This window comes from Cupriavidus sp. FW305-F7, from assembly GCF_058782875.1.
Map to the genome: position 1 here is coordinate 1 of NZ_JBYSYC010000032.1, position 14,791 is coordinate 14,791.

The 14,791-nt window shown below is 67.1% G+C and carries 14 protein-coding genes and 2 pseudogenes; 5 read left to right on the forward strand and 11 right to left on the reverse strand.

Going from position 1 to position 14,791, the window contains the following annotated elements:
* Positions 1 to 93 precede the first annotated feature (93 nt).
* The 4 genes from AC3WL8_RS26060 to AC3WL8_RS26075 form a co-directional block, all read right to left on the reverse strand.
* The gene (locus tag AC3WL8_RS26060) at positions 94 to 345 is read right to left on the reverse strand and encodes a hypothetical protein (protein WP_013956673.1); all 252 of its coding nucleotides are present in this window, start codon (positions 343 to 345) and stop codon (positions 94 to 96) included.
* A gap of 23 nt (positions 346 to 368) precedes the next feature.
* Positions 369 to 827 (reverse strand): MarR family winged helix-turn-helix transcriptional regulator, encoded by a 459-nt coding sequence (locus AC3WL8_RS26065; RefSeq protein ID WP_492379083.1) that lies wholly within the window; start codon positions 825 to 827, stop codon positions 369 to 371.
* Between the two features lie 176 nt (positions 828 to 1,003).
* A complete protein-coding gene (locus tag AC3WL8_RS26070; protein ID WP_234788249.1) occupies positions 1,004 to 1,249 on the reverse strand; it encodes a hypothetical protein in 246 nt (81 codons plus the stop codon).
* 78 nt (positions 1,250 to 1,327) lie between these two features.
* Entirely contained in the window at positions 1,328 to 1,780 is a 453-nt protein-coding gene (locus tag AC3WL8_RS26075) for an Ohr family peroxiredoxin (protein WP_153955767.1), read from the reverse strand.
* 200 nt (positions 1,781 to 1,980) lie between these two features.
* On the opposite strand from AC3WL8_RS26075, the gene AC3WL8_RS26080 reads away from it, so the two are divergent.
* Together AC3WL8_RS26080 and AC3WL8_RS26085 are read left to right on the forward strand one after the other, a co-directional pair.
* Positions 1,981 to 2,610, forward strand: a complete 630-nt coding sequence (locus AC3WL8_RS26080) for a TetR/AcrR family transcriptional regulator (protein ID WP_492379084.1) — start codon at positions 1,981 to 1,983, stop codon at positions 2,608 to 2,610.
* Positions 2,611 to 2,633: 23 nt separating this feature from the next.
* A complete protein-coding gene (locus tag AC3WL8_RS26085) occupies positions 2,634 to 3,743 on the forward strand; it encodes an alkene reductase (RefSeq protein WP_492379085.1) in 1,110 nt (369 codons plus the stop codon).
* Between the two features lie 107 nt (positions 3,744 to 3,850).
* On the opposite strand, the gene AC3WL8_RS26090 is transcribed toward AC3WL8_RS26085, so the two are convergent.
* On the reverse strand, positions 3,851 to 4,234 hold the full coding sequence (locus AC3WL8_RS26090; protein WP_153955769.1) for a hypothetical protein: 384 nt from the start codon (positions 4,232 to 4,234) through the stop codon (positions 3,851 to 3,853).
* 361 nt (positions 4,235 to 4,595) lie between these two features.
* Between AC3WL8_RS26090 and AC3WL8_RS26095 the strand changes: the two genes are divergently transcribed.
* Entirely contained in the window at positions 4,596 to 5,801 is a 1,206-nt protein-coding gene (locus AC3WL8_RS26095) for a M48 family metalloprotease (RefSeq protein ID WP_492379086.1), read from the forward strand.
* A complete protein-coding gene (locus AC3WL8_RS26100) occupies positions 5,798 to 11,320 on the forward strand; it encodes an AAA domain-containing protein (RefSeq protein WP_492379087.1) in 5,523 nt (1,840 codons plus the stop codon). Before AC3WL8_RS26095 ends, AC3WL8_RS26100 begins: the two co-directional genes overlap by 4 nt.
* 25 nt (positions 11,321 to 11,345) lie before the next feature.
* Here the strand turns inward: AC3WL8_RS26100 and tolA are convergent, their stop codons facing one another.
* The 6 genes and pseudogenes from tolA to AC3WL8_RS26130 all read right to left on the reverse strand — a co-directional run.
* Complete coding sequence (gene tolA, locus AC3WL8_RS26105) at positions 11,346 to 12,098, reverse strand: cell envelope integrity protein TolA (protein WP_153955772.1); 753 nt, start codon at positions 12,096 to 12,098, stop codon at positions 11,346 to 11,348.
* 41 nt (positions 12,099 to 12,139) lie between these two features.
* On the reverse strand, positions 12,140 to 12,664 hold the full coding sequence (locus AC3WL8_RS26110) for a hypothetical protein (RefSeq protein ID WP_211979734.1): 525 nt from the start codon (positions 12,662 to 12,664) through the stop codon (positions 12,140 to 12,142).
* Positions 12,665 to 12,832: 168 nt separating this feature from the next.
* Positions 12,833 to 13,201 carry a VOC family protein gene (locus AC3WL8_RS26115; RefSeq protein WP_211979735.1) on the reverse strand — a complete coding sequence of 123 codons (369 nt, stop codon included), beginning with the start codon at positions 13,199 to 13,201 and terminating at the stop codon, positions 12,833 to 12,835.
* Positions 13,202 to 13,381: 180 nt separating this feature from the next.
* On the reverse strand, positions 13,382 to 13,702 hold the full coding sequence (locus AC3WL8_RS26120; protein ID WP_153955775.1) for a high-potential iron-sulfur protein: 321 nt from the start codon (positions 13,700 to 13,702) through the stop codon (positions 13,382 to 13,384).
* Positions 13,703 to 13,800: 98 nt separating this feature from the next.
* A pseudogene (locus AC3WL8_RS26125) lies at positions 13,801 to 14,055 on the reverse strand (ATP-binding cassette domain-containing protein); the annotation flags it as partial.
* Positions 14,056 to 14,184, reverse strand: a pseudogene (locus AC3WL8_RS26130) (ABC transporter permease); the annotation flags it as partial. It lies immediately after the preceding pseudogene.
* On the opposite strand from AC3WL8_RS26130, the gene AC3WL8_RS26135 reads away from it, so the two are divergent.
* Entirely contained in the window at positions 14,159 to 14,752 is a 594-nt protein-coding gene (locus tag AC3WL8_RS26135) for an SDR family NAD(P)-dependent oxidoreductase (protein ID WP_492379088.1), read from the forward strand. The pseudogene AC3WL8_RS26130 and the gene AC3WL8_RS26135 sit on opposite strands and share 26 nt — an antisense overlap.
* Positions 14,753 to 14,791 lie beyond the last annotated feature (39 nt).

Genomic DNA, 14,791 nt, shown 5'->3' on the forward strand with positions numbered 1-14,791 from the left:
AAAGTAGGTCATCGCCAGGCTCTTATTCCCAAAACCCCTCGACAGCGTGTGCTGCGAGGGGTTTTGTCTTTTCCGGCTCGGAATCTTGCGGGCTCAGTAGTCCGCCAGCTTCTCGCCGTCGACTTCCAGGAGCTGGTCCAGGCGCAGGGTCTCGCCAGTCTTGAGCGTCAGATACTCGGCGCCGCCCCGGCTGTACACGTCGGCAATGGTCGCGGTGCGCTGCTGGAGCAAGCCATCGGCGTCGCGGTAGTGGATCTGCGTGGGCCTGCGCACGGTGGCGAGGTCTTCCAGGCGGTCGTGGAACTCGCAGCTGATCGGGCTGTACTGGGCGGCTGTGCTGGTCATGGCCATGTATCCGGTGTGCTGGTTCATTCGTTGTCTTTCACCGACTGGATCAGGTTGTTGCGCAGCGACGCAACCGCCTTCTGGATCCGGGCGAATTCGTCCGGGGCCAGGCCGGTCGCTCCGGCGAGGTTGGATTCCAGGCGCCGCTCGCGCAGCTTGCGGCCGGCCTTGGTCAGGCGCACGCGTACCTGGCGCTCGTCTTCGGGGTCGCGCTGCCGCTCCACATAGCCCATCGCCTCCAGCTTCTTCAGGATCGGCGTCAGGGTGTTCGATTCGAGAAACAGCTTCTCCCCCAGGCTGCCGACGGTCTGGTCGTCCTGCTCCCATAGCGCAACGATGGTGATGTATTGCGTATAGGTCAGCCCCAGTTGCTCAAGGATCGGTTTGTAGGCCTTGCCGAAGGCGAGGTTCGCGGAATAGACCGCGAAGCACAGGAAGTCTGAGAGCGTCGGGGTTGTGGCGGGCTTGTCGGTGGGTTTCATTTGCTGCCTCGTTGGCCAAAGACGGATGGATCGCAAGCGTCAATTATAGGTCGTGTGCGATTTGATCGCAGGTGCTATAACTTTCCGCGGCGGCGGTTCCTGGAGCCCGAGGAAAGGGCGCCAGGAACCGGCGGAGAATCGTGCGCACGATCTGGCCGCCGCGGCGCTACGCGGTCTCAGGCCCGTGCGCCGTCGAGGTAAGGGTCGACCTTGCCGCGGGCGCCGTCGTAGTACGGGCTGCGCGTGCCGTGTACCGAGCGTGCGCCGTCGGTGTACGGATCGGCTGCGCTGGTGACCGAGCGGGCGCCCTCGGTGAAAGGGTCGCGCGCCGAACCGGCGGCTTGCGCGGCGGCGGCGGTCAACAGGGCGGCGGCGACAACGGTGTAGCGGGCGATGGAGGTGAGCGTGGTCATGGTATGCATCCTTGTATCATGTGATTTATAGTCGTATGCGAGTATATCGCATGCGACTAATGTGAAATAACGAAAAGGTCAAGGGAGTTACGACGTAAACACGTTCAGCGCCACCTCGATATTGCCGCGGGTTGCCTTCGAGTAGGGGCAGATCGCATCGGCGGCGTGAGCGAGTTGCGTAGCGACATCCTGCGGCAGGCCCGGCGCGCGCAGGTTCAGGCGTGCCTGCAGGAAATATTCCGCGCCGGTCTGGCCCAGGTCGACTTCGATGTCCACGGCCAGGTCGGACGGCAGTTCCAGCTTCATCTCCTTGGCCACCAGGCCGACTGCGGCGATGTAACACGCCGACCAGGCGCCCGCGAATAGTTGTTCCGCGGTCGGGTGGGGCTGGACGGTCGTGAACACGTGCGCCGGGTTGGTGCTGTTGCCGGGCGACAGCGCGATGTCCAGCGTGCCATTGTGGCCACGCGAGGTAACGCCGGCGCTGCTGTGCATGGTGTGGGTCTTGCCGGTGGCGAGGACTTTTTCGATCTTGCTCATGGAATGGATCTCTGGTGGTTGTCAGCTGCATATAAATCGCATCCGCGTAGATCGCATGCGATTTAATGCATACTGGAGCATGGGTCTTCCCTTGTCAAGGAAAAATATCGTGTGCCCGGAAGAGGGCCGGAAATGCGTGCTTGCCTACGCTTGCGCAGGTCCGTTTGACATCGTAAGACGACTGGTCATATTATTCCGCCATGGCACGCACTGCAGACAAGACCGACATCCCCAACCGTTTGACGAAGGCGGGGCGCGAACTGTTTACGCGCCACGGCTACAACGCCACCGGCATCCAGCAGATCACCGACCACGCCGGCGTGCCGAAGGGCTCGTTCTACAACCATTTTGAGAGCAAGGAAGCGTTTGCCGCGGTCATCGTCGCGCAGTATGCGGACTACCTGCAGCGGTCGTGGGAAGCCATGATGGAAGCCGCGCCGCCAGAGCCGATGGCGGCAATCCGTTACGTCTTTACCCAGATGATTGCCTACCACCTCTCCAGGACGGTGCAGGCGGGGTGCCTGATCGGTAACTTTGCGGCGGAAATCGCCTTGTCGAGCGACACCTGCCGGTCAGCCCTGCAGGCAGCCCAGATGGCCTGGCGCGAACGCCTGGCCGGCATGATCAGCCAGGCCCAGGCGCAGGGCGCAATCCGTACGGACATTGCGCCTGCCGAGCTATCAGGGCTGGCGTGGGATGCCTGGGAGGGCGCCTTGCTGCGCATGAAGCTCGAATGCTCTGTCGAGCCGCTGCGCCGCAGCGTCGACCTGATGTTTGACCACCTGTTCCAGCCGGCCGCTAACGGCGGTTCTGGCCGCAACAAGCCATAGACCAACCACGGAGTAAGTGATTCATGGGTGTACAGAACGAAGCCTTCCTCGCCGACGCGCTGTTCCAGCCGATCAAGCTGGGCAAGCTCGAACTTGCCAACCGCATGGCCATGGCGCCGCTCACGCGTAGCCGGGCCGACGACAACCTGGTGCCGACCGACATGGTGGTCGAGTACTACAGCCAGCGCGCCAGCGTGGGCCTGATCATCGCTGAAGCCACGCAGGTCTCGACCACTGCCCAGGGCTACACCAATACGCCGGGCATCTACACCGCCGAGCAGATCGCTGCCTGGAAGAGGGTGACCGACGCGGTCCACGCGAAGGGCGGCAGGATCTTCCTGCAGATCTGGCACACCGGCCGCATGTCGCACACGTACTTCCAGCCGGATAATCAGCCCCCGGTCGCCCCGTCGGCCATCGCCGCCAATGCCAAGACCTACATCAACGGCAAAGGCTACGTCGAATGCTCGGTCCCGCGTGAGCTTGAGGCTGCAGAGATCGCTGGCATCGTGGACGACTTCCGCATTGCTGCGGCCAACGCCGTTCAGGCTGGGTTCGACGGCGTCGAAGTCCATGGTGCGCACGGCTACCTGCTTGACGCTTTCCTGCGCGACGGCACCAACAAGCGCATCGACGCGTATGGCGGCAGCATCGAAAACCGCGCGCGCTTCCTGCTCGAAGTCATGGCTGCCGTGGTCAAAGAGATCGGTGCCGACCGGGTCGGCGTTCGCCTGGCACCGGTATCGCCCGTCAACGACGCGTTGGAGAGCAATCCGCAGCCGCTATTCGAACATGTCGTGCGTGAACTGGAGAAGCTGCACCCGGTGTATATCCACGTCGTGGAAGGCCACACCGGCGGTCCGCGCGACAACGCGCCTTTCGACTATGAAGCGCTGCACCGCCTGTACACCGGCGTATGGATGGTCAACAACGGCTACTCCAAGGAGACGGCCGAAGAGGCGATTCGTCGTGGCAGTGCCGACATGGTCTCGTTCGGCCGCAAGATGATTACCAACCCCGACCTGCCGCGCCGCTTCCGCGAAAACAAGCCGCTGAACCGTCCCTTTGAAGACGCTTCGCTGTACGGCGGCAATGGTGCACACGGCTACGTCGACTACCCGGAACTGGGCTGACGCCGGCAAAAAAGCGCCCTTTGGAGCCGGGAGAAATACGTTCCAAAGGGCGCACAAGCGCATTTGAAGATGGCTGCCTGCCTGAGGCAGGCCCGCTGTGCACGGGCTTATGCCAGGGCGCCGTCGGTATAGACGTCGAACTTGCGCGCGGGATCGGCTGAAGGACCGCTGCGGTCCATGCCTGCCAGGGCGCCGTCGGTGTAGACGTCGAATTTGCGGGCAGGATCGGCCGACACGCTACCGCGGTCCAGGCCAGAAACGGACTGCTCGCTGACGGATGGAGCCTCAACGCGGGTACCGTCGATGAAGACGTCGAAGCGGCTGGTCCGCGCACCGTCGCTATAGACGTCGCGCATGTCGACGCGGAAGGTGTAGCCGGACCTGTCACCGGCAGGAGCGCTGTCGCGGGCGGCGGCATGGGCAATGCCGGCAGTGCAGGCGGCTGCAATCGCGGCGCTGGCGAAGATCGTGTTGGCGAGCTGGCGGATCATGGCGGTACTCCGATTTGCGGTAAGAAGGGCAGAACGCTGCGGGCGTCCTCTCGCTTATACGCAGAAGCTGTGCCACCGGATGCGGACCGGCAAAAATGGAGCCGCAGCCCCGTCATCAGCGAATTCCGCCCGGTTGGCGCAGCAAATGTTGGGCAGAAACAAACTAGCGGCGTATCAGCCGCCCGCCCAAACCAACAGCTTCAGCCGTCAGCCGCTTCCCGCGCCGGCATCCCCGCCCCCGACTAGTCCCGACAGCATCAGGCTGGCCATGCCAATGCGGGCATTGCCCGCGCTGATGGACGGCGCCTGCGGCATGTTCCCCCTGTAGAATCGGCCTCCACGCAACCCTGGAACGTCCCGCATGGACTCTCACGCCCCGGATCGCGGCGCGCTGGTGCCGCTGGCCTATCACGCAACGGTGGTCGATTACCTGCGCCGCCATGAGCCCGAGGTCTGGCGCTGGGCCGGCGCCCGCGCGACCGGCGCCGATCAACGCGAGGCACTGCGCTCGATGCTGTTGCGCGACACCTACCGCATCGAGGCGGACGCGCATACCGACGTGCACGCGGCGCTGGCCGAGGCGATGGCGCGGCTCGGCATCGACGCGCCCGCGACGCTCTACCAGTCCCCGGGCCAGGACATGAACGCCTCGCTGGTCTACGTGCCCGGCGAGGTCCACATCGTCCTGCAGGGGCCGCTGCTGGAACGGCTGTCGCCGCCGGAACTGCTGGCGGTGTTCGGCCATGAGCTGGCCCACTACCTGCTGTGGTCGCGCGACGACGGCCAGTTCCTGGTGGCCGACCGTATCCTGAACGACGCGCTGGCCGCGCCCGGCGCCAGCGCCAGCCATCGCGAGACCTGGCGCCGCTACGCGCTGCACACCGAACTGTTCGCCGACCGCGGCGGGGCCGTGGCCGCGGGCGCGGTGGCGCCTGCCGTGTCGACGCTGGTCAAGGTGCAGACCGGCATCGGCAGCGTGGACGCGGCCGCCTACCTGCGCCAGGCGGCCGAGATCGAATCCCACGAGGCGGGCGCAAGCGCCGCCCACAGCCATCCCGAGACCTTTATCCGGGCGCGCGCGCTGGCGCTGTGGTGGGAAGGCGCTGCCGATCTCGATCCATGGATCGAAACCCGGCTGCACGGCCCGCTGGCGCTGGAGAAGCTGGACCTGCCGGGACAGGTCCGGCTGCAGGCGCTGACGCGCGGCTTCCTGGCGCACTTCCTCGCCGGCACGGTGCTGGCGAGCGAGGCGGTGCTCGCGCAGGTTCGCATGATGTTTCCCGACTGGCGCGACGACGAACCGGTGATCGGCCCAGACGGGTTGGGGCCGGACGTGGCCGACGACAGCGTACGCGGCTACCTCAACGCACTGATGATGGACCTGGCGCTCGCCGACCCCGACCAGCAGGACGCGGCGCTGCTGCGCGCCGGCCAGGTGGCGCAGGCGCTGGGCAGCCTGGAAGCGCTGCAAGGCAACCTGCGCCGCGACGCCGGCTTCGGCAAGCGCGAGCTGGACCGCTTCCAGCGCCAACTCCACCGCGAACTGGCCAGGGAGGGCCGGGCATGACTGACAGCACGACCCACGGCACCAACACCATTCCGGACATGACCGGCAGCAGCGAGCCGCGCACGCTGCGCGCCCTGGTCGACGCGCAGGCGGGCGCGGCGCTGCCCACCGACGACGTCCTGGTGCTGGTGCTGCCGCTGTTCGCGCAGGTCGCCGCGCTGCACGCGCAGGGCAGGGTGGCCGCGCTCGATCCCGACAGCATCCTGGTGGACGAGGACGGCGCGCTGCGCCTGCGCCGGCCCGATGGCGAAGCGCCCGTCATGGACATCGGCGCGGTGCATCGCGTGCAGCCGCATCCGGCCTCGGGCCTGAATATCGTCGGGGCGCTGCAGCTCGGCCACGCCGATGACGGACAGCGCGACCAGGCCGACCTGGCGCTGCAGCTTGACGCTACGGCGCCGGTTGAACGCCCGGTCTATCTACGCGGTCCGGCCAGCTGGGAACGCCTGCTTGGCCACCACGACGAGATCGGCGACGTGTTCCTGCTCGGCATGGTGCTCGCGAGCCTCGCCTGCGGCCTGGACTTTGCCGATGAGGACGACCTGCGCAGTTTCGTCGCGCAGCGCCGCAACCTGTTCCTGTTGCACGAGCGCCTGCATCCGATCGTCGCGGCGGTGATCGTCGAGATGACCGAGATCAACCGCCACGACCGCGCCACCGATGTCGCCGCGCTGGCGACCCGGCTGCGCACGTGGCGCGAGCAGCCGCTGGGACTGGACGTTGAACGCGCACTGGCCGGCACGACCGGCGCCACGCCGCGCCGCGCCGCCGTGCTCACGCACCTGCGCGACCGCCTGTTCGATCTCTCGCGGCGCAACCGCCTGCTGCACTTCCGTCCGACCGCGGCCACCGTCAACGTCACCGTGGCCAGCGTGCCGCTGATGCTGCAGATCGAAAGCGTGCGGCCCGAGCATATCTGCACCTGGGGCGGACCGTTCGCGGCCGACCTGGTGGCGGGCAAGCCGGTGTCGTTGCAGCAATGGCTGCGCTTCGACGACCAGCCCTACCTGCCGGCGTCGCTCGACCGCCTGATCGCCGAGACCCGCCGCGACCGCGCCGAATACGGCTTCAGCAACCTGCGCCTGGTGGTGGCGTTCCTGCGCTGGCACAACCTGAAGGAGGCGCCGGACGAGCGCATCGTGACGCCGCTGCTGTGGCTGCCGGTGGAGCTGGTCAAACGCAAGGGCGTACGCGACCAGTACGTGATCCAGTGCGCGGGCGGCGAGGCCGAGTTCAACCCGGTGCTGCGCCACTACCTGCACCAGCTGTACGACATCCGGCTGGACGAGACCGTGGATCTCGACAAGACCTCGATCGAGGAGATCCATGCCGGCATCCTCGCGCAGATTCGCCGCTCCGAGCCCTCGGTCGAGTTGCGCCTGGTCGACAAGGCCGCAGTGCGGCTGGTGCGGCAGAAGGCGCTGCAGCGGATGCAGCAGTTCCAGCGGCGCAGGCCGGGCACGGCCGCCGCGCGCAGCGGCGGCTGGCTGCCGCCGTACAGTTATGCGCAGGACGACTACCGGCCGCTGGGGCGCGCGCTGTTCGAGCATTGGGTGCGGCCGAGCGAACTGCCGCAGCGCTTCGAAGCGGGCGCCGCGCCGGGCGCCGGCCCGCGGCAGCCGCACATGGGCGGCTCCGCCGCCGCGCAAAGCGAAGAGCGCCAGGGCTACATGCTGGAGGAGTCCGAGGGCCACCGTTATGCCTGGGACCTGGACCTGACGCAGGTGACGCTTGCCAACTTCAACTATCGCAAGATGTCGCTGGTGCGCGACTACGCGCAGTTGCTGGACGAGCCCGGCGCCAATCCGGCGTTCGACCGGGTATTCTCGATCGATCCGCGCGACGTGGAGACCCAGGCGCCCGCACCGCTCGCACCGGCCGAGCAGTGGAACGTGGTGGCGGCCGACGCGACCCAGAACGCAGCGGTTGGCCTGGCGCGCAGCCAGCGCAGCTTTATCATCCAGGGCCCGCCGGGCACGGGCAAGTCGCAGACCATCACCAACCTGATCGCCGACTACGCCGGCCGCGGCAAGCGCGTGCTGTTCGTCTGCGAAAAGCGCGCCGCGCTCGACGTGGTGTTCCATCGGCTCAAGCAAAGCGGGCTGGACTCGCTGTGCTGCCTGATCCACGACTCGCAGACCGACAAGAAGGCCTTCATCGCCGACCTGCGCGGCTGCTACGAGCAGTGGATCGCGCAGCCGCATGACGGCGACGCGCTGGCGGCACGCCGCACGCAGGTGGCCAAGGCACTGGCCGCGCACCAGCAGCGTATCGACGCGTTCGAGGTCGCGATGGCGGCAGTGCCCGAGGCACTCGGCGACAGCGTGCGTGCGCTGCTGCGCCGCGTCACCGCGCTGCCGGCCGTGCCGGACGCGGGGCCTGCGCTGCGCGAGCGCCTGCCGGCGCTGGCCGCTTGGGACCGTCAGCGCGATCTCGCGCACCGCGTGCACCGCGCGATGCGCGAGCGCTTCGGTCTCGACAGCCTTGCCGCGCATCCGTTCGCGCGCCTGTCCCCGCAACTGCTGGCCGACGAGCGCGCCTATGGCCGCGCCGAGCAGCTGTGCCATGACGCCGAGGCGCTATTCGATGTGCTCGACCCGCTGCTGGACAGCACCGCAAGCCTGACCAGCCAGGACACTGCGCTGGAACAGGCACGCGCGATTGCCGCCGACAGCCAGTGGCTGCTCGACACCGGCCTCGCCGCCCACCTGGACCTGCTCGATCCGGCCTCGCCGGCGCAAGGCGCGCTGCGCGAGGTTCGCGCAGATTTGGAGCGGTGCGCGCAGGCACTCGCCGACGCGCAAGCCGCAACCTCGAACTGGCAAGACAAGCTGAGCCCCGGCGATACCGAATCGGCACTGGCACTCACGCGGCGGCTGGAGCCGTCATTCGCGCGCTGGCTGCAGCCCGCATGGTGGCGCCTGCGCGGCGAACTGAAGCGCCGCTATGACTTCGGCAAGCACGCCGTCCACCCGGGCTACGGCAAGGTGCTGGAAGCGCTGGCCGCCGAGCACGCCGCAAGCGCCGCGCTGGCAGCGGCCGATGCCGACAGCCGCCGCCGCTACGGCGTGAGCGAGATGCAGGCCTTCCTGCGCGCGCTCGGCGAACTCGAGCAGCGCCTGCAGTCAGGCGCAGGCCCGCGCGAGCTGGTCGCACACCTGCGCCAGGCCGTCGATCCGGTCGCCGCGGCGCGCGCCGAAGCCGGTGCGCGCGAGGCGCTGGCGAAGCTCGCGCAGCGTGTGCGCGACGGGCTGGCGCTGGCCGCCGACGCACGCCTTGGCGACATCGCCGAACTGCTGCGCGACCTGCGCGAGGCACTCGATGACCTGCCAGACCTGTTGCCGCTGTTGCGCGCGGTGCATGCGGGCGACCCCGCTTGCGCCGCCACGCTGCAGTGGCTCGATCATGCACCGGCACAGCTCGAGGCGCTGGTGGCCGACGAGGCGCTGCGCCGTCTCGCGCGTGAGAACCCGGTGCTGGCGCGCTTTGGCGGCGCGGCGCTGGCGCAGGCCGCGCGCGCCGTGGCGCAAGGGCAGCGCGAACTGCTCGCGCTGAACGCGCAAGTGGTGCGCGCCACGCGGCACAGGCAGTTCGCCGAGAACGTACGCGTGTCCTCGCTGTCGGCCACGATGCTGGACGCCGACAGCAAGGCGTTCAAGAAGCAATACGCAACGGGCCGCCGTGAACTGGAGCACGAGTTCGGCAAGAGCATGCGCCACCGTTCGATCCGCGATCTCTCCGACGACGAGACCGGCATCGTCATCAACGACCTGAAGCCGATCTGGCTGATGAGCCCGCTGTCGGTATCCGACACACTGCCGCTGTCGCCGGACCTGTTCGACGTGGTGATCTTCGACGAGGCCAGCCAGATCCCGACCGAAGAGGCCGTGCCCGCGCTGAGCCGCGCGCGCCAGGTGGTGGTGGTCGGCGACGAGATGCAGCTGCCGCCGACAAGCTTCTTCACGGCCGGCGGCGCCGAAGGCGATGACGAGATCGTGGTGGAAGAGGAGGGCGACCGCATCGCCATCAACCTCGATTCGGACAGCCTGCTGAACCAGGCCGCGCGCAACCTGCCTGCCACGCTGCTGGCGTGGCACTACCGCAGCCGTCACGAATCGCTGATCAGCTTTTCCAACGCGGCGTTTTACGACGGGCGCCTCGTCACCATTCCCGACCGTTTGCTGGAGCAGGCCGAGGACGAGGCGCCTGCGCTGCGCTCGGACCAGGAGGATGCCGGCATCGCGGGCGCCGACGCGCTGCTGGCGCGGCCGGTCAGCTTCCACCGGCTGGCAGACGGCGTCTACGCCGACCGCCGCAATGCGCCCGAGGCGGGCTACATCGCCCGGACCGTGCGCGAACTGTTGCGCCGCGAGACCGGGCTGAGCCTGGGCATCGTGGCGTTTTCCGAGGCGCAGCAGGGCGCCATCGAGTCCGCGCTCGAGACGCTGGCCGCCGAGGACGCGGACTTCGCGATGCGCCTCGAACGCGAGTACGTGCGCGAGGACGACGACCAGTTCAACGGGCTGTTCGTCAAGAACCTGGAGAATGTCCAGGGCGACGAGCGCGACGTCATCATCCTGAGCATCTGCTACGCGCCCGGGCCGGACGGCAAGATGCTGATGAACTTTGGCCCGATCAACCAGCGCGGCGGCGAGAAGCGCCTGAACGTGATCTTCAGCCGCGCGCGCCATCGGATGGCGGTGGTATCGACGGTCCAGGCCGAGGCGATCACCAATGTGCACAACGACGGCGCGGCCGCACTGCGCGCGTTCCTGCAGTTCGCACAGGCCAGCGCGCGCGGCCAGTTCGAGCGCGCCCAGTCGGTGCTGGGCGCATTGAACCCCGGCGCGCGCGACGCCTTTACGCGCGAACCCACGCCGGACAGCATCCGCGACGCACTGGCCGAGGCGCTGCGTGCGCGCGGCCACCAGGTGCACGCCAACGTCGGCCGCTCGCAGTTTCGCTGCGACCTGGCCATCGCCGATCCGTCGGGACAAGGCTACGCGCTGGCGATCCTGCTCGATACGCCGTCCGAGGCGGTGTCGGACACCGCCGAGCGCTATGTATTCCGCCCCGGCATCCTGCGCAGCTTTGGCTGGCGGGTGCTGGACATTCCGGGCAAGGACTGGCTCGACGATGCGGAAGCGGTGCTGGCCCGCATCGAGGCCATGCTGGCCGATGGCGAGGATCGCGCGCTGGACGTCGAGGTCGAGATCCCGGTGCCGTTGACGAAGCCTGCCGCGGTGCAGGATGCGGCGTCAACGGGCGAGGCCCGGACGGACGCGGCGACGGCATCGGCTGCGCAAGCGGAGCTGGTGCGGACGCTGCGCTTCGAGCAGGGCACGTCGCGCAAGTTCTGGCGTGCCAGCGTGCGCGGGGCGGAGCTCTCCGTCACCTATGGCCGCATCGGCAGCACAGGGCAGACCAGCGTAAAGGCGTTCGACAGCGCCGAGCGGGCGCGGCGCGAGGCGGACAAGCTGGTGGCGGAGAAACTGCGCAAGGGCTACGTGGAGGTGTAGCGCCTGGACAGGACGGCCGGAGGTACTAGCCGCCCTCGTCCCTGGGCCAGAAGGTAATGAGGATATTGGAGGGCGCGACGCCGTTCTCGTCGCGCGGCAGCGGGTCGGACCGCTGCACCGCGCGCAGCACGGCGTTGTCCCAGGCCGCATTGCCGCTTGACTTGGCGAGCCGCGCCGACAGCACTGAGCCATCCGGCGCCATGGCCACGGCTACCACCGCCGCCGGATTGCCGCTGACCTCATCATTGAAGATGATATTCGGCTTGACCCGCTGCCGGACCCGCTCGGCATAGCCGGACGAAGGCTTCGCGCCGGAGCCGGAACCGGCCCGCGTGCCCGTATTGCCCGCCTGGGCCCGCAACCGCGCCAGTTCGCCCTGGCGCTGGGCATTGTCAGACTGGCGCTGCGCTTCCATTGCCTTGCGCTGCGCCTCCTTGCGCGCGGCTTCGGCACGGGCTTGGTTCTCGCGCTGCCGCGCTTGTGCTTCGTCGCGCGCAGCCTGCTGGGCCTTGCGCTGCTTTTCCTGCAGCGAGATGTCGGCCTCTTCCTCTTCGACCGGCTTCGGGCTTGGCACCGGCGTGATTGCAGGCGCTGGCGTTGCGGCTTCCGGGATCGCGTCCCACAGTTCGGCCGCGACACCCTCCGGCGCCGCGCTGCGCCAGCGCACGCCGTAATAGAGCAGGACACCCAGCAGCAGGTGCATGAACAAGGCCAGCAGGAAGCACGCCAAGGTGCCCCGTTCAGGCGCTGGCTGATAGGGATAGGCGACGGTCTGCATGGATCACGCGCCCTGTCGCTGCTCGTTTTGCGCTTGCTCTCCTAGGTACCGCCGGTTCCGCCGGCGGACGCATCCGCGTGCCTCTCCAGTTTCAGGTACGAGTCAGCCGCGACCAGGCCGAACACGATGTGGGCAATGGCGGTCACCCAGCCGCGCGCTTCAGCAAACCATGGGAAGGCGGCAGTCATGCCGTGGAAATTGACCAGGTACAGGACCAGGCCGAACAGCGCCCCCACCACCGAGGCCATGCCGACGCTCGAATCAAAGCGGAACGGCGCCATGATCGTTGCCAGGATTACCGCAAACACGACAGAGAGTACGAAGTGGACCACCACGGCCGCTACCAGCACGCTCATCTGGAAGGTGGCAGCTTGCGCCAGCACATCCGGGCCCAGCATGATGGCCGCGATCATGGTCAGCGGCCTCCAGACGCTGGCCCCCATCAACATGGCCGCCAGCAAGTCGAGCACCAGGAATACGACCCCGGCGACTAGACCCGCCAGCGCCGCTGCACGCCAGTCCGGCCACCGGTGCGTGTAGCGATGCGATTGCATATGAAGTTCCATGACATCCTCCTTTGATGCGGCAGAAACCAGAGCCGCTTTCCAAGGCGCAACTTCATTCTATGGGGTGCAACCGCATCAACCAAGCGCAGTCAACGCTGCAAAATTTCGGGCGGGCGTGGCAGGGCGCCAGTGTCTCTTCAAAGGCTCACGGCAGCGGGCGCTTGCGTCCTAGCCCTTCGTGAAGATCTCCAGAAAGTGCTTGCTCGGATCCTCGAAGTAGATCCGGCGGCCGCCATCGTCCGTGTTGACCTCGCCGGGGCGGCGGCGGTACGGGTCCGCCCAGTAGGTCAGGTTGCGCGCGCGGACGCGGGCAAAGCCCTGATCGAATTCGGCGTCGCTGACCAGGAAAGCATAGTGCTGCATCGCAATATCACCTTCCGCGTCCATGAAGTCCAGGGTCACGTCATTGTCCAGCCGGACGCCGAGAAACGGCCCGAACGGCTCGGCCGGGGGGCGTCCGAGGATTTCGCAGAGGAAGTCGGCTGAGACCTTCTTGTCATGAGAAAAGACGATGGTGTGGTTGAGCTGGATGGCCATGTCGCAATCTCCGGGAAGGACAGGATATACGCAAGGAACGGCGAGCAGCCGGCCGGGAACGGCCAACCGGCCGTTACGCAGAAGCGACACGAGTCTGCTGCCGCAACGCCGGCGGATGAGCCAGGACGGGCAGGGTGAGATGACGGACTGGCTACGGGCGAAAGCGTGCAAGGCACGATGTCAGCCCTGCTCCCAAGCGCTGCACCATCCCTTCGCCGCGACATCTTTGCCGCCGAACAGCGCACAACCGCCGCCAGTGCTGCCCTCGTCACCCTGGTAAAGCTGGCAGTTGGCGCAGGTCTGGGATGGCTTGTGGCTAGGGTATTTCTGTGGGTCAACCGTGGAGGAATCGGCCTTGTAGCCGACCTTGAGCGCTTGCGGCTCCTGCTCGCCCAGCATGGCCGCGGCGCGGGCCGGCCGACTCCCAAGGACCACTGCGGCAACCATCCCGGTAGTCAGCGCGAGCGGAAGGTAGCCAAGGATCTGTCGTCTGCGCGGCATGGCGGGGATTTCTCCGTGGGCGGTGGGCGGCATGTGCCTGCCGCATGGGGCAGAGGTTACTGCGGATTGAGGGGGAGAAGCAATGTCGTCAAACCGCCGCGCCCGCGCAGCCGGCGCTGGTCGCCGGGCGAGAGGTGCAATACGTCGGTGGTGCCGACCCGGATGCTGCCGGCGATCTCGCAGCCGTGGCGTGCAAAGCCCATCAGCGCCAGCGCGGTGGTGGTCTTGCCCGAGCCGGACTCGCCGATCAGTGCCAGCACCTTGCCGGGCTCGATCTCGAAGTCCACACCATCGACCAACGTCGCCTGGCCTGCGGTGATGCGCAGATTGCTGACCTTTACGGACGTGCCCATTTATTTGACTCCGTTACGTGCCGAGCGACCCGGCAGATTGTCGATGACGAGGTTGACGGCGAGGGTCAGGCTGGCGATCGCCAGCGCCGGCGCCGCCACGGCCATGCTGCCTTCAGACAGCGCGCCAAGGATCACCGACGCATCGCGTCGCGAAGACAATGAACAGCTCGTAGCGCTTATCGAATCCCGCTTCGGGCGATTGGACTTCGCCTTCAACAACGCCGGTGGCCATGCCGATTTCAAGCCCATCGACCAGACTTCGGTAGATGAATCGGAGTGGGTGATTGACCTGAACTTCAAGGGCGCATATTACGGCGTCAAGTACCAGGTCGAAGCAATGCTACGCCACGGCGGCGGCACCATCGTCAACAACGCTTCGATTTTTGGGCTACGCGGAATGAACGGAATCGCCCATTACGTGGCGAGCAAGCACGCGGTTGTCGGTCTCACAAAGGCTGTCGCAAAGGAGTATGCCGGCCAGGGTATCCGCATCAACGCGGTGTGCCCGGGTGCGACGCAGACGCCAAACTACATGCGCTCGACCAATGGCGATGTGCATCTGCTTGACGACATGATTCCGATGCAGCGGCTCGGTCAGCCGGAGGAAGTTGCCGAAGCCATTTTGTGGCTGCTCTCGGACAAGGCAGCCTATGTCACGGGTGCAACATTGTCGGTGGATGGCGGCATGACTAGCTGAGCTTGTCGCGTGCCGGATGCTACGAGACTTATCCTTGAT

Excerpts from the sequence above, each read along its gene's own strand:
- AC3WL8_RS26060 (WP_013956673.1), bottom strand. The coding sequence starts at position 345 with ATGACCAGCACAGCCGCCCAGTACAGCCCGATCAGCTGCGAGTTCCAC.
- AC3WL8_RS26065 (WP_492379083.1), bottom strand. The coding sequence starts at position 827 with ATGAAACCCACCGACAAGCCCGCCACAACCCCGACGCTCTCAGACTTC.
- AC3WL8_RS26070 (WP_234788249.1), bottom strand. The coding sequence starts at position 1,249 with ATGCATACCATGACCACGCTCACCTCCATCGCCCGCTACACCGTTGTC.
- AC3WL8_RS26075 (WP_153955767.1), bottom strand. The coding sequence starts at position 1,780 with ATGAGCAAGATCGAAAAAGTCCTCGCCACCGGCAAGACCCACACCATG.
- AC3WL8_RS26080 (WP_492379084.1), top strand. The coding sequence starts at position 1,981 with ATGGCACGCACTGCAGACAAGACCGACATCCCCAACCGTTTGACGAAG.
- AC3WL8_RS26085 (WP_492379085.1), top strand. The coding sequence starts at position 2,634 with ATGGGTGTACAGAACGAAGCCTTCCTCGCCGACGCGCTGTTCCAGCCG.
- AC3WL8_RS26090 (WP_153955769.1), bottom strand. The coding sequence starts at position 4,234 with ATGATCCGCCAGCTCGCCAACACGATCTTCGCCAGCGCCGCGATTGCA.
- AC3WL8_RS26095 (WP_492379086.1), top strand. The coding sequence starts at position 4,596 with ATGGACTCTCACGCCCCGGATCGCGGCGCGCTGGTGCCGCTGGCCTAT.
- AC3WL8_RS26100 (WP_492379087.1), top strand. The coding sequence starts at position 5,798 with ATGACTGACAGCACGACCCACGGCACCAACACCATTCCGGACATGACC.
- tolA (WP_153955772.1), bottom strand. The coding sequence starts at position 12,098 with ATGCAGACCGTCGCCTATCCCTATCAGCCAGCGCCTGAACGGGGCACC.
- AC3WL8_RS26110 (WP_211979734.1), bottom strand. The coding sequence starts at position 12,664 with ATGGAACTTCATATGCAATCGCATCGCTACACGCACCGGTGGCCGGAC.
- AC3WL8_RS26115 (WP_211979735.1), bottom strand. The coding sequence starts at position 13,201 with ATGGCCATCCAGCTCAACCACACCATCGTCTTTTCTCATGACAAGAAG.
- AC3WL8_RS26120 (WP_153955775.1), bottom strand. The coding sequence starts at position 13,702 with ATGCCGCGCAGACGACAGATCCTTGGCTACCTTCCGCTCGCGCTGACT.
- AC3WL8_RS26135 (WP_492379088.1), top strand. The coding sequence starts at position 14,159 with ATGCTGCCTTCAGACAGCGCGCCAAGGATCACCGACGCATCGCGTCGC.